At 46.8% G+C, this 19,366-nt stretch carries 17 protein-coding genes and 2 tRNA genes; 4 read left to right on the forward strand and 15 right to left on the reverse strand.

Going from position 1 to position 19,366, the window contains the following annotated elements:
* Positions 1-64: 64 nt before the first annotated feature.
* The 13 genes from rpsO to rlmE form a co-directional block, all read right to left on the reverse strand.
* Positions 65-334: a 30S ribosomal protein S15 gene (rpsO, locus tag EWA64_RS05435; RefSeq protein ID WP_011079620.1), complete on the reverse strand. Its 270-nt coding sequence runs from the start codon at positions 332-334 to the stop codon at positions 65-67.
* A gap of 151 nt (positions 335-485) precedes the next feature.
* Complete coding sequence (truB, locus tag EWA64_RS05440; RefSeq protein WP_061895007.1) at positions 486-1,430, reverse strand: tRNA pseudouridine(55) synthase TruB; 945 nt, start codon at positions 1,428-1,430, stop codon at positions 486-488.
* Positions 1,430-1,825, reverse strand: coding sequence for a 30S ribosome-binding factor RbfA (gene rbfA / locus EWA64_RS05445; RefSeq protein ID WP_061895008.1), 396 nt, complete (start codon positions 1,823-1,825; stop codon positions 1,430-1,432). The genes truB and rbfA overlap by 1 nt, the downstream gene beginning before the upstream one ends.
* Before the next feature lie 100 nt (positions 1,826-1,925).
* Positions 1,926-4,643 (reverse strand): translation initiation factor IF-2, encoded by a 2,718-nt coding sequence (gene infB / locus EWA64_RS05450; protein WP_061895009.1) that lies wholly within the window; start codon positions 4,641-4,643, stop codon positions 1,926-1,928.
* A gap of 23 nt (positions 4,644-4,666) precedes the next feature.
* Positions 4,667-6,154 carry a transcription termination factor NusA gene (nusA, locus tag EWA64_RS05455; RefSeq protein WP_061895010.1) on the reverse strand — a complete coding sequence of 496 codons (1,488 nt, stop codon included), beginning with the start codon at positions 6,152-6,154 and terminating at the stop codon, positions 4,667-4,669.
* 36 nt (positions 6,155-6,190) lie between these two features.
* A complete protein-coding gene (gene rimP / locus EWA64_RS05460; RefSeq protein ID WP_061895011.1) occupies positions 6,191-6,646 on the reverse strand; it encodes a ribosome maturation factor RimP in 456 nt (151 codons plus the stop codon).
* A 213-nt stretch (positions 6,647-6,859) separates the two neighbouring features.
* Positions 6,860-6,936 (reverse strand) — tRNA-Met (locus tag EWA64_RS05465).
* Between the two features lie 56 nt (positions 6,937-6,992).
* Positions 6,993-7,076: transfer RNA gene (locus tag EWA64_RS05470), tRNA-Leu, on the reverse strand.
* Positions 7,077-7,088: 12 nt separating this feature from the next.
* A complete protein-coding gene (secG, locus tag EWA64_RS05475) occupies positions 7,089-7,421 on the reverse strand; it encodes a preprotein translocase subunit SecG (RefSeq protein WP_061895239.1) in 333 nt (110 codons plus the stop codon).
* Positions 7,422-7,668: 247 nt separating this feature from the next.
* Complete coding sequence (gene glmM / locus EWA64_RS05480) at positions 7,669-9,009, reverse strand: phosphoglucosamine mutase (protein WP_061895238.1); 1,341 nt, start codon at positions 9,007-9,009, stop codon at positions 7,669-7,671.
* A 27-nt stretch (positions 9,010-9,036) separates the two neighbouring features.
* The gene (gene folP / locus EWA64_RS05485; RefSeq protein WP_061895237.1) at positions 9,037-9,867 is read right to left on the reverse strand and encodes a dihydropteroate synthase; all 831 of its coding nucleotides are present in this window, start codon (positions 9,865-9,867) and stop codon (positions 9,037-9,039) included.
* A 55-nt stretch (positions 9,868-9,922) separates the two neighbouring features.
* Positions 9,923-11,869, reverse strand: a complete 1,947-nt coding sequence (gene ftsH, locus EWA64_RS05490; protein WP_061895236.1) for an ATP-dependent zinc metalloprotease FtsH — start codon at positions 11,867-11,869, stop codon at positions 9,923-9,925.
* 108 nt (positions 11,870-11,977) lie between these two features.
* Positions 11,978-12,607: a 23S rRNA (uridine(2552)-2'-O)-methyltransferase RlmE gene (gene rlmE, locus EWA64_RS05495; protein ID WP_061895235.1), complete on the reverse strand. Its 630-nt coding sequence runs from the start codon at positions 12,605-12,607 to the stop codon at positions 11,978-11,980.
* 138 nt (positions 12,608-12,745) lie between these two features.
* On the opposite strand from rlmE, the gene yhbY reads away from it, so the two are divergent.
* Positions 12,746-13,042 carry a ribosome assembly RNA-binding protein YhbY gene (yhbY, locus tag EWA64_RS05500; RefSeq protein WP_039439596.1) on the forward strand — a complete coding sequence of 99 codons (297 nt, stop codon included), beginning with the start codon at positions 12,746-12,748 and terminating at the stop codon, positions 13,040-13,042.
* 78 nt (positions 13,043-13,120) lie between these two features.
* On the opposite strand, the gene greA is transcribed toward yhbY, so the two are convergent.
* Complete coding sequence (gene greA / locus EWA64_RS05505; RefSeq protein WP_061895234.1) at positions 13,121-13,594, reverse strand: transcription elongation factor GreA; 474 nt, start codon at positions 13,592-13,594, stop codon at positions 13,121-13,123.
* 545 nt (positions 13,595-14,139) lie between these two features.
* On the opposite strand from greA, the gene EWA64_RS05510 reads away from it, so the two are divergent.
* Positions 14,140-15,147, forward strand: a complete 1,008-nt coding sequence (locus EWA64_RS05510; RefSeq protein WP_061895233.1) for a porin — start codon at positions 14,140-14,142, stop codon at positions 15,145-15,147.
* 101 nt (positions 15,148-15,248) lie between these two features.
* The gene (gene dacB / locus EWA64_RS05515; RefSeq protein WP_061895232.1) at positions 15,249-16,682 is read left to right on the forward strand and encodes a serine-type D-Ala-D-Ala carboxypeptidase; all 1,434 of its coding nucleotides are present in this window, start codon (positions 15,249-15,251) and stop codon (positions 16,680-16,682) included.
* A gap of 68 nt (positions 16,683-16,750) precedes the next feature.
* Here dacB and tyrS read toward each other — a convergent pair whose 3' ends face one another.
* Positions 16,751-17,938: a tyrosine--tRNA ligase gene (gene tyrS / locus EWA64_RS05520; protein ID WP_061895231.1), complete on the reverse strand. Its 1,188-nt coding sequence runs from the start codon at positions 17,936-17,938 to the stop codon at positions 16,751-16,753.
* 129 nt (positions 17,939-18,067) lie between these two features.
* On the opposite strand from tyrS, the gene shyC reads away from it, so the two are divergent.
* The gene (gene shyC / locus EWA64_RS05525) at positions 18,068-19,360 is read left to right on the forward strand and encodes a peptidoglycan DD-endopeptidase ShyC (protein ID WP_039465168.1); all 1,293 of its coding nucleotides are present in this window, start codon (positions 18,068-18,070) and stop codon (positions 19,358-19,360) included.
* Positions 19,361-19,366: the final 6 nt, after the last annotated feature.

The following is a 19,366-nucleotide window of genomic DNA, read 5'->3' on the forward strand; positions in this document are numbered from 1 at the left end:
ATTTAGGTAACGAAAAAGGGGCTTACGCCCCTTTTTTGAACAAACTGTACTATGCAGCCACTAATTAGCGACGTAGGCCTAGACGTTTGATTAGGTCTTGGTAGCGAGCTAGATCTTTACCTTTTAGGTAATCTAGAAGCTTACGACGACGAGAAACCATGCGTAGCAGACCACGACGGCTGTGGTGATCGCCTTTGTGCGCTTGGAAGTGACCTTGTAGGTGGTTGATAGAAGCAGTCAGTAGAGCTACTTGTACTTCTGGTGAACCAGTGTCGCCTTCGCCACGTGCGTAATCAGCAACGATTGCTGCTTTAGTTTCTGCATTCAGAGACATAATTCTCTCCTAATAAGAGTAGGTTAGTGTTTGTGCCAGCCAATCTCTGATTCAGCCGACACGGTAAGCGCGAATTATAGGGAACATTCACTTGCCACGCAATCAAAAAATGCTGGCACCTTGGCCAGCATTGTCGCTATCAGTCCATGCATTACTCTTCGTGACGAAAGACCACTAAACGTTTGGGTGCGATCTTGCCGTCATCGTTCATTTCTCCGACACCGATAAACAACCTTTCCTCACCCATGGTCAAACGCACCGTCCCTTCCGTTGGCGCACCAAACACTTGCACGGCTTGACCATGCTGCACCATATCCGCTAATTCAGGGATAAGATTTACTTCCGGCAAATCTTCAACGGCGGTGTCCATCGGTAGCAACAGGGGATCAAGCAACTCGCGCGGTGCGATTTCTTCGCGCTGGGCTTGCTCAAGTAACTCGTTGAGTTGCTCTAACGTGACCATTTTCTCGTACGGGTAGTTAGCGACCGCTGTGCGACGCAGCATCGTCACGTGAGCACCACAACCCAACATTTCACCAAGATCGTCGACAATGGTACGAATATACGTGCCTTTTGAACAGTGCACTTCCATCTCTACTTCATCGCCAGAAAAACGATGCAGCACGATCTCGTACACCGTGATTTTGCGCGACTCTCGTGGAACTTCGATGCCTTTGCGTGCGTACTCATACAAAGGCTTACCTTGGTACTTCAGCGCCGAAAACATCGAAGGAACTTGATCCGATTCGCCACGAAATTGCGCAATACACGCTTCGAGCTTAGCAAGACTGACGTCAACTGGACGTGTTTCGACCACTTCACCATCGGAATCGGAGGTGTTGGTACGCTCACCAAGTTTGGCGATCACGCGATAACGCTTATCTGAATCGAGTAAAAATTGAGAGAACTTGGTGGCTTCACCGAGACAAATCGGCAACATGCCCGTTGCGAGAGGATCAAGAGCACCAGTATGCCCCGCCTTTTCAGCAAAGTAGATTCGTTTGACTTTTTGCAGCGCATCGTTTGAAGAAATACCTGTCGGTTTATCCAACAAAATGACGCCATCAATCGGACGGCCTTTGCGACGACGAGCCATTACTCTTCTTCCTCGCGACCAGAATCTTTTTGCTTGATCTTGTCTTTATTGACCACTTCAGTCACTAAATTCGACATACGCATACCTTCAACCAAGGTATTGTCGTAGTAGAAACGCACTTCTGGAGTCAAACGCAGGCGAATTCGCTTACCGAGCATCATTCGAATGTGTACTTCATGTTCGCGCAACGCAGCCAAACAAGACTCAGGCGTCTGCTCGCCGATGCACAGGAAGGTAACAAAAACTTTGGCGTAAGCGAGATCACGGGAAACCTCGACATCGGAGATGGTAACCATGCCCAAACGAGAGTCACGAACTTCGCGTTGAAGGATCATCGCAAGCTCTTTTTGCAGCTGCTGGGAAACACGCTGCGTACGGCTAAATTCTTTTGACATATCTTTTCTCTTATATAGAAAGAATGGGGGGATGGATAACCCCAGCCCCCCATGGCGTATTCAACAACCTATCATTGCCAGGGGCAACAACGTTAGTCAATTAGTCGATGGTACGCTTGATCTCGATCGTTTCGAATACTTCGATCTGGTCGCCTACGCGAACATCGTTGTAGTTCTTAACGCCGATACCACACTCGTAGCCATTCTTAACTTCAGCAACGTCATCTTTAAAGCGACGTAGAGATTCAAGCTCACCTTCGTAAATAACTACGTTATCACGTAGTACGCGAATCGGTGCGTTACGCTTGATCAGCCCCTCTGTCACCATACAGCCTGCGATTGCGCCCAGTTTCGGTGATTTGAAGACATCACGAACTTCAGCCAGACCAATGATCTCTTGCTTGAATTCTGGAGCAAGCATACCGCTCATTGCTTGTTTCACTTCGTCAATCAACTGATAGATGATTGAGTAGTAACGTAGATCAACACTTGCTGCTTCGATCGCGCGACGTGCAGAGGCATCGGCACGAACGTTAAAGCCAAGGATGATTGCGTTAGACGCTTCAGCCAAGACTGCATCAGTTTCTGTGATACCGCCAACACCAGAGCCAACAATGTTCACTTTCACTTCTTCGGTTGAAAGTTTCATCAGCGAGTCTGCGATTGCTTCAACAGAGCCTTGTACGTCTGCTTTCAGTACAATGTTCAACTCAGCAACATCACCCGCAGCCATGTTAGAGAACATGTTCTCAAGTTTAGACTTCTGCTGACGAGCCAGTTTCACTTCGCGGAACTTACCTGCACGGTAGTTTGCAACTTCACGCGCTTTACGCTCATCACGAACAACAGTGGCTTCATCACCCGCAGCAGGAACACCAGAAAGACCCAGAATTTCTACAGGAATAGATGGACCAGCTTCGTTAACTTCGTTACCGATTTCGTCACGCATCGCACGTACACGGCCATACTCTTGACCACATAGAACGATATCGCCTTTACGTAGCGTACCAGACTGAACAAGTACAGTTGCAACCGGACCGCGACCTTTATCAAGACGAGACTCAACAACCACACCAGAAGCCATACCTTCTTTCACTGCGGTCAGTTCAAGAACTTCGGCTTGCAGAAGGATTGTCTCAAGTAGCTGATCAATGTTAGTACCTTGTTTCGCAGAGATGTGAACAAACATGTTCTCACCGCCCCACTCTTCAGGCATAACGTCGTATTGAGATAGCTCGTTCTTAACGTTGTCTGGGTTGGCTTCTTCTTTATCGATCTTGTTCACTGCAACAATGAGAGGTACACCTGCCGCTTTCGCGTGCTGGATTGCTTCCACTGTCTGAGGCATCACACCATCATCTGCTGCAACAACAAGTACAACGATATCCGTCGCTTGAGCACCACGAGCACGCATAGCAGTAAACGCTGCGTGTCCAGGAGTATCTAGGAAGGTGATCATGCCGTTTGGCGTTTCTACGTGGTAGGCACCAATGTGCTGCGTAATACCACCCGCTTCACCAGAAGCAACGTGTGTACGACGAATATAGTCCAGCGTTGATGTTTTACCGTGGTCAACGTGACCCATAATGGTTACAACTGGTGCACGAGGTACGGATTCAAACTTATCATCACGATCCGACAGAACAGCCTCTTCGAGTTCGTTCTCTTTACGCAGAACCACTTTGTGGCCCATCTCTTCAGCAACCAGTTGCGCCGTTTCTTGGTCGATCACTTGGTTGATCGTCGCCATTGCGCCCATCTTCATCATAACCTTGATGACTTCAGTCGCTTTTACCGACATCTTGTTCGCCAGCTCAGAAACAATGATAGTCTCGCCGACAATCACGTCAGATTTCGCCACAACCGCAGTTTTATCGAAACCATGTTGCATTGATTTTGGCTTAGACAATTTGCCTTTACGTCCGCCTTTCCCGCCGCGCTGAACACGTGGACCACCACGCTCATCATCTTCACTTGCTTTGGTTGATGACTTAGTTTTTTTCTTCTTGCGACGAGCGGCTTCTTCTTGACGATCTGCTTCATCTTCGGCTTCACGTGCGTATTGTGAAGTCGTTACATGGTAATCTGTATCTTCCATATCACCCTTTTTCTCTTCTGCAGCAGACCAACGCTCTTTGTTCTTTTCAGCCAATTCGCGAGCTTCCTCAAGCTTACGCTGACTTTCCTCTTCAGCCTTACGCTTAGCTTCTTCTTCCTGACGACGTTTTAGCTCTTCGGCCTCTTTTCGCGCTGCTTCTTGCTTAATTTTTTCTTCTGCATCACGTTTTGCTTTTTCTTCAGCAGCACGTTCCGCTTTCTCTTGTGCATCACGGTCAACCGATTTTTCGGCATCACGTTTTGCTTCGTCTGCGGCACGCTTTGCTTCTTCAGCTTCACGTTTTGCCGCTTCTTCCGCTTCACGCTTCGCTGCTTCCTCGGCGGCACGTTTTGCTGCTTCTTCAGCTTCACGTTGCGCCGCTTCTTCAGCTTCGCGTTTTGCTTCGTCTTCGATTGTACTGCGTTTTACGTAGGTACGTTTCTTGCGCACTTCAACCTGAACATTCTTACTCTTACCGCCACCAGCGCTTACACTAAGCGTGCTGCGAGTTTTACGCTGTAAGGTCAAACGAGTTGGAGCCGTGTCACCAGAGGTATCGCCGTGCTCTTTTTTCAGATGAGAGAGAAGCTTCTGCTTCTCTTCATCCGTCACATTATCTGTGCTCGCTTTTTTCATTCCAGCATCAGCAAGTTGCTCTAATAAGCGGTCAACTGGCGTACCAATTTCTTCACTCAGTGCTTTAACTGTAAGTTGTGTCATGCCGCTTTCTCCCCTTGCTGAAATTATGCTTCTTCTCCGAACCAACAGATGTTACGAGCAGCCATGATGAGTTCTCCTGCACGCGCTTCTGTTAGACCTTCGATACCTTCTAAGTCATCAATACCCTGATCAGCCAAATCTTCCAGTGTCGCAACACCTTTCGCCGCCAGTTTGAATGCCATTTCGCGCTCAAGCCCTTCAAGACCAAGCAGATCTTCTGCTGGCTCTAGGCCTTCAAACGCTTCTTCCTGTGCCAAAGCGATCGTGGTCAGAGCATCTTTTGCACGACCACGCAGCTCCTCAATCAGATCTTCATCAAGACCTTCAATATCAAGCAATTCGTTGACAGGAACGTAAGCAATCTCTTCCAGAGTAGAGAAGCCTTCTTCAACCAACAGTTGAGCGAAATCTTCTTCGATATCTAGATATTTCATGAAGTTATTAATAGACGCCTGAGACTCTTCAGCATGTTTCTTCTGTAGATCTTCAACCGTCATAACGTTCAGTTCCCAACCCGTTAGCTGAGAAGCCAAACGAACGTTCTGACCATTTCGACCGATCGCTTGCGCTAGGTTACCCGCTTCGACTGCGATATCCATTGAGTGTGCGTCTTCATCAACAATAATTGATGCTACATCCGCAGGCGCCATCGCGTTAATCACGAATTGCGCTGGGTTGTCATCCCAAAGTACGATGTCAATGCGTTCGCCACCAAGCTCGCCGGACACCGCTTGAACACGAGCACCACGCATACCAACACAAGCTCCGACAGGGTCAATGCGCTTGTCGTTCGTTTTAACGGCGATCTTAGCACGAGAACCTGGGTCACGTGCAGCGCCTTTTAGTTCAATGATGTCTTCGGCAATTTCCGGTACTTCAACACGGAATAGCTCTGCCAGCATTTCTGGCTTAGAACGGGTAATGAACAGTTGGAAGCCACGAGCTTCTGGCGCTACTTTGTACAGCAAACCGCGAACACGGTCGCCTGGGCGGAAATTTTCACGTGGTAGCTGATCATCACGAAGAATAACTGCTTCAGCGTTATTGCCTAGATCCAACACTACCGTTTCGCGGTTTACTTTCTTCACCACACCAGTGATCAAATCACCTTCATTGTCGATGAACTGCTCGACGATCTGGGCACGCTCAGCTTCACGTACTTTTTGCACGATCACTTGCTTTGCTGTTTGCGTAGTAATACGGTCAAACGTCACTGATTCAATCTTATCTTCGATGTAATCACCGATTTCGACCGAATCATCATCAAAGCTCGCTGCTTCAAACGAGATCTCTTTGGTTGGGTTTTCGACATTCTCTACCACTAACCAGCGACGGAAAGTTTCGAATTCACCCGTTTTACGATCGATAGCAACACGAACATCAATTTCAATTTCGTATTTTTTCTTAGTCGATGTCGCCAGAGCAATTTCTAGCGCTTCAAAGATACGCTCACGAGGTACCGCTTTTTCGTTGGATACCGCTTCTGCTACCGCTAAAATTTCTTTACTCATTTAATTAGCCTCTAAGCTGAAAACTTTTTTAGGGAACTAAAATTTAGGGATCAGGTTAGCTTTTGAAATGTTGCTTAGAGCAAATTCTTCCTGCTGTCCATCAACGAGAACCATGATAGTTTCGCCATCCACACCTTGGATAACACCTTTCCATTTACGGCGGTTACTTGCAGCCATTTTTAAAACGATGCTGACCTCGTGGCCAATATAGTGCTCATAATGTGCTGGCTTAAAGAGTGGCCTATCTAAACCAGGTGAAGATACTTCCAAGTTGTAGGCCACAGTGATCGGGTCTTCAACATCCAGAACAGCACTGACTTGACGACTCACTTCAGCACAATCTTCAACCGTAATACCGTTTTCATGATCAATGTAAATACGTAATGTTGAATGCTCACCCGCTCGGATAAACTCTAATCCAACTAATTCATAGCCTGATGCACCAACGGGTACTTCAAGCATTTCAGTAAGTTGTCTCTCTAAACCAGTCATTTAAACCACTCCAGAAACAAAAAAAGGGCTCAGAGCCCAATACTAAAACCAAGCAACTATCTGATTTCCTTGAAAAAGGAAGATTCAGATAACAAAAAACCCCGATTAAGTCGGGGTTTTTTGTTGCTGGACCCTGAAATGTCAAACGTCCAATAACGCTTAACTGTAGTGTGGTTAGCACTACGACAAACTTGTAAAGCATCTCAAGGAGATTGGTTGCGGGGGCCGGATTTGAACCGACGACCTTCGGGTTATGAGCCCGACGAGCTACCAAGCTGCTCCACCCCGCGTCCGACTTGCTGTGCATTATACGCGCAACAGTAGTATTTACAAGTTTGTAAATCAATGGTGCCGAGAGAGGGACTCGAACCCTCACACCATAGGCGCTAGCACCTCATGCTAGTGTGTCTACCAATTTCACCATCTCGGCAATCAAATCTAATTAGTGAGGAATTTCATCTGACTGAACAGGCTTTTCACTCACATTGTCCTGAACTTGCTCTATGATTTGGCCCTGTGTTGGATCAACCCACTGAGACTCAACTTTGTGCGTTGACATACGGCCAAGCAACAAGCTCACAACAAAAAATACGGTCGCTAAAATAGCAGTCGTTCTGGTTAGGAAGTTTCCTGAGCCGCTTGCACCAAACACGGTGTTTGAAGCACCAGCACCGAATGAAGCTCCCATATCTGCGCCTTTACCTTGCTGAATCAACACAAGGCCAATCACACCAAGCGCTGCCAACAGGTAAATCACAAGTAGAACTGTAAACATTTTTCCACCTATGTTCCGATTTACTGAGCTAGCGTCGTTTTTCGCCCTAGAAACAGAGCATTAAAACAAAACCAGCGTCCTCCTAACTGAAGGCCGAGCAATACTATCGAAAGCATGCTGTGCTGACAAGTAAAAATTAAGAAATAATCCTCACCCACGCGCCAAGCGGTCAAAAAAGGGACAAATCGAATATTTTATTACTCAAAGAGCCATCTATTGATGGCTCTAACATAAAGCTCACCAGCAACTAGCAGCTCGCTTTGACTGCTTCAGCGATTTTAAGAGCACTCTGATTAACCAGCTCTGCATCTTCACCTTCCACCATTACGCGCAGCAGCGGTTCAGTTCCAGATTTACGCAACAGTACTCTGCCTTTGCTGCCAAGTACATTTTCCACTTCCGTCACCGCCTGCTTAACGGCATCGGCCTCAAGTGGATTGCTGCTGCCAGAAAAACGTACGTTTTCCAGCACTTGAGGGTAAAGAGTCATCCCTTGTGACAGGTCGTGTAAGGTCATTGAACTACCGACAACCGAAGCCAACACTTGTAAAGCCGCCACAATCGCATCTCCTGTGGTGACTTTATCAAGTAAAATGACATGGCCTGAGTTTTCTGCTCCAATTTTCCAGCCTTTTTCCAAAAGCTTTTCCATCACATAGCGGTCACCCACGGCAGCGCGGACAAAAGGAATTCCTAACTGTTTCAGTCCATTTTCCATACCAAGGTTGGTCATTAATGTCCCAACCACTCCGCCTTTTAGCTCACCACGGCGCAATGCATCACGGGCAATGATGTAAGCAATCTGATCACCATCGATCTTATTGCCAAGATGATCGACCATAATAATCCGATCACCGTCGCCGTCAAACGCCAAACCTAGGTCGGCATTTTCTTCTACTACACGCTTTTGTAATGCTCGCACATCAGTTGCGCCCACTTCGTGGTTGATGTTAATTCCGTTCGGTTCAACACCCATTGCTATGACGTCGGCGCCGAGTTCAGAAAAAACACTCGGAGCAATGTGGTACGTGGCGCCATTGGCACAATCAACCACAATTTTCAACCCTGAAAGATTCAAAGCTGAAGGGAAAGTGCCTTTGCAAAACTCAATGTATCGACCTGCTGCATCATTTAAACGCGTCGCTTTACCGAGAGCTGCAGATTCAACACATTCAATCTCTTTGTCTAACTCGGCTTCAATTGCCAATTCAACGTCATCAGGCAGTTTGGTTCCTTCGGAAGAGAAGAACTTAATGCCATTATCGTAATACGGGTTGTGTGATGCCGAAATCACGATCCCCGCCTCTGCGCGAAAAGTTTGCGTTAAATACGCCACCGCAGGGGTTGGCATCGGCCCAGTGAAAGTGGCTTTTAAACCTGCCGCCGCCAAGCCCGCCTCTAGGGCTGACTCCAGCATATAACCAGAAATGCGCGTATCTTTGCCAATAATCACTTTTTTTGTGCCCTGTTTGGCAAGAACACGCCCCGCCGCCCAGCCAAGTTTTAGTACAAAGTCCGGTGTAATTGGGTACTGCCCAACTTTTCCACGTACACCATCAGTACCAAAGTAACGTCTTTTTTCTGACATAGTTTTCCCTTTATTTTTCTTCTCGGCTCAGTGGTTGTTTTTCATCATTTGAATGACTTTCATCGCTTCAACCGTCTCTTCAACGTCATGAACGCGAATGATCTGAGCCCCTTTCAAAGCAGCAATGGTGGCACATGTTACACTAGCGACCATGCAATCGGCAGGCTTTTTATCCAACAATTTAAAGATCATCGATTTGCGCGACATCCCAGCCAGCAGTGGCAAACCAAACTGGTGGAAGGATTCGAGATGCGCAAGAAGGTGGTAGTTGTGTTCGAGCGTTTTTCCGAAACCAAAGCCAGGATCCAAAATCAACAACTCTTTTGCTATGCCGGCTTGCTCACACACTTTCACTCTTTCTCGGAGGAACTCACCGACTTCTCGCAATACATCTTGATAGTTAGGGCGATGTTGCATACTTCGAGGCTGACCTTGCATGTGCATCAAGCAAATAGGCACTTGTGCTTTAGCGGCAATCTCTAAGGCACCTGGCTCTTGCAACGCGCGAATATCATTAATCAGATCAGCGCCTGCCTCAATAGCTTGGCGCATTACTTCAGCTTTACTGGTATCAACCGATATCCAAACATCAGAACTTGCGCGGATCGCTTTAACGACAGGAATCACTCGATTGATCTCTTCTTCTAATGACACTTCCGGCGCTCCGGGGCGAGTCGATTCACCACCAATATCAATGATGGTTGCCCCCGCTTGGATCAACTTCTCTGCTTGGCGAAGCGCGGCACCCAAATGCGTAAACTGCCCACCATCAGAAAAAGAGTCTGGCGTGACGTTGAGAATTCCCATTATTTGTGGGGTAGAAAGGTCTAATTGTTTTTTATGAGAACGTAAAATCATAGCAATAAATACAAAAACCCCGAGTTTCCTCGGGGCTTTCCTTGATAGTTAAGCGTTATTCTGCATCTTTTTTATCTGCAGCATCAACCGTTGATTCATCAACTTGCTCAGGTTCTTCGACTTTTGCTTCCGCATTCGCTTCTGGTGCAGCAGGTTTCTCAGGCTGTGAATTGACGTGATCCGCCCAGCCTGCCGGCTCTCGAATCACTTCTTTACGCGCCATAAGATCATCAATCTGACCAGCATCGATCGTTTCATACTTCATCAATGCATCTTTCATTGCGTGCATGATGTCCATATTATCGATAAGAATCTGTCTCGCACGCTCGTAGTTACGGTCAATCAACTGACGCACTTCGTCATCGATGAGTTTTGCGGTGTCATCAGACATATGTTTGGTCTGTGTCACACTGCGTCCCAAAAAGACTTCACCCTCATCTTCGGCGTATAGCATCGGCCCTAGCTTTTCAGAGAAGCCCCACTGTGTGACCATTTTGCGAGCGATATCTGTCGCGCGTTCAATGTCATTTGAAGCACCAGTGGAGACCTTATCTACACCATAAATCAGCTCCTCAGCTAAACGACCGCCATACAAGCTTGAGATCATTGACTCAAGGTGTTGACGAGACATGCTGACACGATCTTGCTCTGGCAAATACATGGTCACCCCCAAAGCACGACCACGTGGAATGATCGAAACTTTGTAGACTGGGTCATGTTCAGGCACCAAACGACCAACAATTGCATGGCCCGCTTCGTGGTACGCCGTCGATTCCTTGGTTTCTTCCGACATCACCATAGAACGGCGCTCTGCACCCATCATGATCTTGTCTTTTGCCAGCTCAAACTCAACCATAGAGACATTACGTTTGTTACCTCTGGCCGCAAACAGAGCCGCTTCGTTGACCAAGTTGGCCAAATCGGCGCCTGAGAACCCAGGAGTACCCCGTGCAATCAATGAAGGCTCTACATCACCCGCAAGCGGAACTTTACGCATGTGTACTTTGAGAATTTGCTCACGACCACGAACATCTGGTAAGCCAACCACAACCTGACGATCGAAACGACCAGGACGCAACAAGGCAGGGTCGAGTACATCAGGACGGTTAGTTGCAGCAATGACGATAATACCTTCATTACCTTCAAAACCATCCATCTCCACCAACATTTGGTTCAATGTTTGTTCGCGTTCATCGTGACCACCACCGACACCAGCACCACGTTGGCGACCAACCGCATCGATTTCGTCAATAAAGATGATACATGGCGACGCTTTTTTCGCTTGCTCAAACATATCGCGAACACGAGAAGCACCGACACCGACAAACATCTCAACGAAATCAGAACCAGAGATAGTAAAGAACGGTACTTTCGCTTCACCAGCAATCGCTTTAGCTAACAACGTCTTACCCGTACCTGGAGGACCGACCATCAAAACGCCCGTCGGAATCTTACCACCGAGCTTTTGGAAACGGCTCGGATCGCGCAGATAATCGACAAGCTCTTTGACATCTTCTTTGGCTTCGTCACAGCCCGCCACATCTCCAAACGTCGTTTTGATTTGCTCTTCGCTCATCATGCGTGCTTTGCTCTTGCCGAATGACATAGCGCCTTTACCGCCGCCACCTTGCATCTGACGCATGAAGAAAATCCACACACCAATCAGAAGGATCATTGGGAACCAAGAGATAAAGATGGTGCCAAGTAGACTCTGTTCTTCTGGAGGCGTACCTTGCACTTTCACATTTTGGTTAATCAGGTCATCAAGCAGCTTTTGATCGTACACAGGCATATACGTGACGAACTTCGCACCTCCGCCTCGGCGAACAAAACTAATTTCACCATTATTAAAGGTTGCTTCCTGAATCTGGCCTTGGCCAACTTCCTGTACAAATGTGGTGTAATCAACTGCTCTGCCGTTACTTTCACCAGGGCCAAAGCTCTGAAATACCGACATTAAAACCACAGCGATAACCAGCCACAGAATTAGATTTTTTGCCATGTCACTCAAGGTGTCAGCCTCTCGATAACTAATTGTAATTAAAGGTAGGGTACTACAGTTTGTAAGCTGTATCTATAGTGTTAACTTTGCCCTGCTAGAGCTAAATAGTTAACCTTTGTAACCAGTGGCTACAACAAAGACTTCGCGTGAACGCGCTCGCGATGACTCTGGTTTTCTGATTTTAACGACTTTAAATATGTCGCGGACGTTTTTAACGTATTCATCAAAACCTTCGCCCTGGAAAACCTTGACCACAAAGCTACCATTAGGCGCCAGAACTTGTCGACACATATCTAGAGCCAATTCAACTAAGTACATAGCCCGTGGTTGATCGACCGAGTTGTTGCCTGCAATATTTGGAGCCATGTCTGACATGACCACATCCACCATTGAAGGTTGGATCCGCTCCAAAAGCGCTTCTAGTACAGCATCATCGCGAAAATCACCTTGCAAGAAGCTAACACCCGCAATCGGATCCATAGGCAACAAATCACAAGCAATTACTTGTCCTTGTTCACCGATAATCTTAGCTGCATACTGAGACCATCCACCAGGCGCCGCTCCTAGATCCACCACGGTCATGCCTGGCTTCAACAATTTATCTTTCGTTTGAATCTCTTCAATTTTGAAATAAGCACGAGAACGATAGCCTTTCTTTCTGGCCTCATTGGCATACTTATCATCAAAATGCTCTTTTAACCAACGACCAGAACTGGCCGAATGTTTCTGTTTACTCATTCTAATCTCAACGAAGCTGTTTGCAGACCTATTACTCTGATAGGCAGACTCTATCGCTCAATAAATTATAGTCTTCAGCAATAGATGGCGCTAAAATAGGTTTTTTCAACCCTTAGTTTAAATAAAAATGGCGGCGGAATGAACCTAAGCACCAAACAAAAGCAGCACCTAAAAGGCCTAGCTCACAGTTTAAAACCTGTTGTGCTAATGGGCGCAAATGGACTTACAGAAGCCGTGCTTGCCGAAATCGAAATCGCACTTAACTTCCATGAACTGATCAAAGTGAAAATTGCTTCTGAAGATCGGGAAACTAAGCTGCTGATTGTCGATGCGATTGTTCGAGAGACTGGCGCAGAAAAAGTTCAAGTAATTGGTAAAACCTTAGTACTTTTCCGTCAATCGGAACAACGTAAAATCGAACTTCCACGTAAGTAATGACGATATTTACGTAGGCAACGAACAAAAGAAAGGTCGCGCAGTGCGACCTTTTTCGTCATTTTAGTTATCAAACGGTTAAATGTATTCTACCCGGTCAATTTCAAAATCTTTCGTACCGCCAGGCGTGGTGATTACCACTTCATCACCTTCCATTTTACCGATCAGACCACGTGCAATTGGCGAACTGACAGAAATACGCCCCGCCTTGATGTCAGCTTCATCTTCACCAACAATTTGATAAGTTTTCTCTTCGTCGGTATCGCAATCGATCAATGTCACGGTCGAACCGAAAATAACCTTACCTGTGTTTTCCATTTTGCTCACATCAATCACCTGAGCCACGGACAACTTGTACTCAATATCACGAATTTGCGCTTCGCATATCCCCTGCTCTTCACGAGCAGCATGATACTCGGCGTTCTCTTTCAGATCGCCCAACTCACGGGCTTCAGCAATGGCCTCGGAAATCTGCGGACGCAACTTGAGCAATCTTTCTAATTCTTGGCGCAGCAACTGTTCGCCGCGAGCTGTCATTGGAACTTTTTCCATTTTCTACCTCTATGCCAAAGTGTTCTTTGGACAAAAAAAATCTACCCACTCATTGGAGTAGGTAGTTACGGAACATTGATACAGTTAGTGTAAACAAACTTTAGCACCAAATCATCTTAATTTCCTCTTTCACTTTTTCTCGCTCAAACAAGCGTGCGTCACTTGGCCAAATCGTACTGAACTAAAGTAACAGAGCGTATGCTTAACGATTAAGTTGCAGAAAAACAACAAAAAAAAGATAAAGACAATGTAATCACCCTCAAACCAAAACAAACAAACAAAACAATAAAATCAAAAGCTTAAAGCTAAAAAATAAAAATCGAACAGCGTGCATTACTAGAATTTATATCATTTTACTAACCAAGTTGAGAGGTTTGGCAGTACAACATGGCAGTCAAACGACGTTGCTCGCTCTTATATTCGTTACTCCTCAAATGTTTATCGGTAGCCGCAACGAAGAATCAACCAAAACCAAGCTATCTGTCACGAGAGCGTTAAGCCTCACTCATAGCGATATGGACTGCAAAAACTAGGACTATAAAACGATGAAAAAGACATTAATTGCTCTTTCGGTATCTGCTGCTGCAGTGGCAACGGGTGTAAATGCAACTGAAATTTACAGCCAAGACGGCGCTTCTTTAGATGTAGGTGGCCGTGCAGAGGCGCGTCTTTCAGTAAAAGATGGTAATGCGCAGGATGACTCACGTGTTCGTCTAAACCTTTTGGGTAAAGTAGACATCCAAGACGGTCTATACGGTGTCGGTTTTTACGAGGGCGAATTCGCTACTAATGACAATGGTGAAAACAAAACCAACAATAACTTAGACAACCGTTACGCTTATGCTGGTATCGGCGGTACGTTTGGCGAGATCACCTACGGTAAAAACGATGGTGCGCTTGGCATCATTACTGACTTTACCGACATCATGTCTTACCACGGTAACTCTGCAGCGAAGAAAATTGCGGTTGCCGATCGAGTAGACAATATGGTTGCCTATGCTGGACAGTTTGACGCACTAACGGTGAAAGCAAGTTACCGTTTTGCTGACCGTTATGAGGAAGCTTCAGGTTCAGACAGCAAGTATGTCAACAATGGTCAAGACGGCTACTCACTTTCTGCCATCTACGCTATTGGTAATACTGGCTTGGCACTTGGTGGTGGCTACGCTGATCAAAAAGATCAAAATGAATATATGCTAGCGGCGTCTTACACTATGGGCGATCTGTACTTTGCTGGCGTTTACACCGATGGTGAGTTAGCGAAAACCGGTGGTGATTACACTGGTTACGAATTAGCAGCACGTTATACGATGGGTCAAACTGTCTTCACGACCACTTATAACAACGCAGAAACTAACAAGAACACTTCTGCAGATAACGTAGCACTGGATGCCACTTACTACTTCAAACCGAACTTCCGTGGTTATGTTTCTTACAACTTTAACCTAATTGATGCGGGCGACAAATATGGTGTAGTTAATAGCACCGGAGATAGAGCGACCAAAGCACAAGCAGAAGACGAACTGGCTATCGGTCTACGTTACGACTTCTAATACGCCTCATTCGGCCTACGACTCTCAACGCCTGCTGAACTAGCAGGCGTTTTTTATCCCCGCTATACTGTTGGCACTTTGGTATTCCACAGGCAACACGCATGCGCTTTTTTCTTCAAACCTTGTGTCTTCTCGGCTGCAGCTTTTTTTCTCACGTTGCCGCGGTACAAGCGGACAATTATGCTCCTTTGGCTTATCTACCGGAAGGCAGTAGAAGCAGCTTGTGGGTTGAGAACCTACAAAATCAAACCAGCCTGAGTAGCTTGCCAAGCAATCCACAACTTTTTCCACCAGCGAGTACCTTAAAATTAGCCACTGCGCTGGCAGCCAAACTGGAGTTAGGAGACGATTTTGTTTTTACTACCCAACTTCTGCGCGATAAACAGGACATCATTTTGCGATTTTCTGGCGATCCCACTCTCACGACAGAACAGCTCAAAACCCTTTTTGCTGAGGCAAAAGCACAGGGGATAACGCAGATTTCAGGCGATATTTGGCTGGATAACAGTGTGTTTACAGGCTACGAACGCGCCGTGGGTTGGCCGTGGGATATTTTGGGCGTTTGCTACAGTGCACCATCAAGTGCGATCACATTGGATGAAAACTGTGTCCAAGCTTCGATTTATACCCAAGATGATGGAAACACACGCGTTTACGTACCAGAGCACTTTCCTATTTATGTAAAAACCGACGTCAAAACGGTATCAAAAACCGTGAAAGAAGCGAGCCACTGTGACTTAGAACTTCTTACCTCTAGCAATAATCAGTATCAGCTCCAAGGATGTCTAGTCGAACGCGATAAACCGTTACCGCTTAAGTTTGCTGTGCAGGACTCAACACAATACGCAACACGAATTGTCTATACCCTGCTAAGACAGCTCGATATCAAATTCACTGGGCAGATTCGTATTGGTGTACCAAACTCGACCTCAGCTACGCTGATCGCTACGCATCAATCCGCGCCATTGCCGACTTTACTCGATTCAATGCTCAAGCATTCTGACAACTTGATCGCCGATAACCTGACCAAAGCCTTGGGCGCACACTTCTATCTTCAGCCTGGAAGTTTTAACAATGGCACCGAAGCAATCAAACAAGTCTTATTCGCTAAGGCGGGAATCGATCTCTCCAGAGCACAGCTCGCTGATGGTTCGGGATTATCACGCAATAACCGCATGAGCCCACAAGATATGATGGCGATATTAAAATATCTCTGGCAACACGACGCCCAGCTGCGGATTCTCTCCATGCTACCGAAATCCGGTGTCTCTGGCACATTGAAGTACCGCCAAAGCATGCGCCAAGAACCTGTGAAAGGGCAAATTCTCGCCAAGAGTGGTTCGCTGTATGGCAGCTATAACATGGCCGGATTTGTACTCGATCAAAACGGCCAACCGAGCTCCGCTTTTGTGCAGTTTATCACTGACTACTACCCGTCAGAGGAGAGCACGCCCGTGGCGCCGATTACCCAATTTGAAAACGCCTTCTATCGCGATTTGCTGCAGTTTAGTCAAGTCACTACTCAGCGCCCCTAACGGTTAGGAGTTGCAGCAAAAAAAAGCGCCTCGCAAGGCGCTTTTCTGCTTTAAGACGATCGCCGAGTTTAGGCGATGGTCACACGGGCAAACTTACGTTTGCCGACTTGGAACACATAAGTGCCAGCAAGCGGTTCAAGTTTGGCATCTTCGATCTTTTCGCCATCCAGCTTCGCGGCGCCTTGTTTAACCATACGCATCGCTTCCGAGGTCGATGCGCAAAGCTCGGCGTCTTTCAACAGATTCGCAATCGCGGTACCTGCGGCAAACGTAAACTCTGGCATTTCATCAGGCACTTGGTTTTTAGCAAAACGGTTGACAAACTCTTGCTCAGCCGCGTCTGCATCGGCTTCACTATGGAAACGAGCAATGATCTCTTTCGCCAGCAACACTTTAATATCGCGTGGGTTTTTACCCGCTTGAACGTCTGCTTTGAACTGTTCAATCTCTTCCAAAGGACGGAAAGAGAGCAGTTCGTAGTAACTCCACATCAAAGTGTCTGATATCGACATGATCTTGCCGAACATCTCACTCGGCGCTTCGCTGATACCGATGTAGTTGCCTGACGATTTCGACATTTTCTTCTCGCCATCAAGGCCAACAAGCAGTGGCATCATCAGTACCACTTGCGGCTTCTGGCCGTGAGATTTTTGCAGTTCGCGACCCATCAATAAGTTAAATTTCTGGTCAGTACCGCCAAGCTCAACATCGGTTTCCATCGCAACCGAGTCCCAGCCTTGCAACAGTGGATACATGAACTCGTGAATGGCGATCGGCTGACCACCCGCGTAACGCTTTTTAAAATCGTCACGCTCCAGCATACGTGCCACGGTTTGATTGGCCGCAAGACGAATCATCCCTTCCGCACCCAGCTCAGAAAGCCATTCAGAGTTAAACTGAATTTTGGTTTTGGCTGGATCAAGGATTTTGAACACCTGCTCTTTATATGTTTCAGCGTTACGCAGTACATCTTCACGGCTGAGCGGTGGACGCGTGCTGTTCTTACCCGTTGGGTCACCGACCATAGCGGTAAAATCACCAATCAGGAATGTCACTTCATGACCTAATTCTTGGAACAAGCGAAGCTTATTGAATATCACCGTGTGGCCAAGGTGGATGTCAGGTGCGGTCGGATCCGCCCCTAATTTGATACGTAGAGGACGGCCTTCTTTTAATTTTGCGATTAGCTCTTCTTCTGGAATCAGCTCTTCAACACCGCGTTTAATCTCGGCTAGTGCAGCTTCAATGCTCGCCATGCTTGTTCACTCCCACAAATTTGGCAAAATATAATAGCTGGACATCTTACTTGAATAGCACTGCATTTTGAAACAAGTTAGACTAATCCAAGGCTATTTTTCTCTCTTAGATATCATTAAAAACCAGACATGCTTTCGATCTTTACTCGTCTCCCACTGCTGCACAAAATGTTCATCGGCTTTTTTAGTGCAATCATATTCAGCGCTGCCTTTTTGCTCCCCGATGTAAACGACTTGCGCCCCAAGGAAAATCATTTGCAAGTCGGCTTGCATTATCCGATTGAACTCAATGCGCAAAGTTTTTCTCTCACTACGCCACTTAGTGCCGAATCGGCCATCAGTCGTTGGGAACAGCACCGAGTGAAAGAAGGCGAAAGCGCCGCCTTACTCTTTAGCCGGATTGGCTTGTCGGCCAGTTTGCTTCATCAGTTGATCAGCACCAACAATGATATTCAAGAGCAGTTAACCAAGCTACGTCCTGGCGATCTATTGCAATTTGGCTTTGATGAGCAAAACAATCTGCTGCAACTCAAAAGACAATTAAACGCGTTCGAAACCTTTGCCATACAGAGAGAAGGCGAGCAATTTATTTCTCAATTAGACCGCAAAGAGGTCAACTATCAATACGCCTACGCCGAAGCCACGATTACTTCCAATTTCTGGAACGCAGCAATCAGCGCGAATTTAACCCCTAACCAAATCATGGAGCTGGCGGGCATTTTTGGTTGGGATATTGATTTCGCGTTAGATATTCGTGAAAAAGACAGTTTTCGCGTTCTGTATCAGGAACAAGTCGTTGAAGGAGAAGTGATTGGTCGCGGACGGATCATCGCGGCGATTTTCCACAACCAAGGCGAAACATTCACTGCGATTTATGATGATAGAACCGACAATTACTACGATGAGAATGGCCGTGCGATGAAAAAAGCCTTCCTTCGGGCACCGATCGATTTTCGCCGTGTCAGTTCCAATTTCAATCCACGTCGCCTTCACCCGGTGACTGGCCAAGTTAAAGCACACCGTGGCACGGATTACGTTGCGCCAGTGGGCACTCCTATTTGGGCGGCGGGCGATGGCGTGGTATTGCAATCTGGCTACAACCAGTTCAACGGTAATTACGTGTTTATCAAACACAGCAATACTTACATCACCAAATATCTGCATATGAAAAAACGTCTGGTCAAAACGGGCCAACGGGTAAAGCAAGGGCAGACGGTTGGCACGCTTGGTGGGACAGGGCGCGTTACGGGTCCGCACTTACACTACGAATTTTTGGTCAATGGGGTGCATAAAAACCCCAGAACGGTAAGTTTGCCTCAGGCGCAATCACTGAGCGGAAGTGCAAAACAGACCTTTATCGCCAACTCCACACTGAGTCTGGAAAAATTGGAGCGCTACAGCAAACTGCTAGCAATGCAATAACCTTCG

It is taken from the genome of Vibrio cidicii, assembly GCF_009665415.1.
GTDB classification, from domain to species: domain Bacteria; phylum Pseudomonadota; class Gammaproteobacteria; order Enterobacterales; family Vibrionaceae; genus Vibrio; species Vibrio cidicii.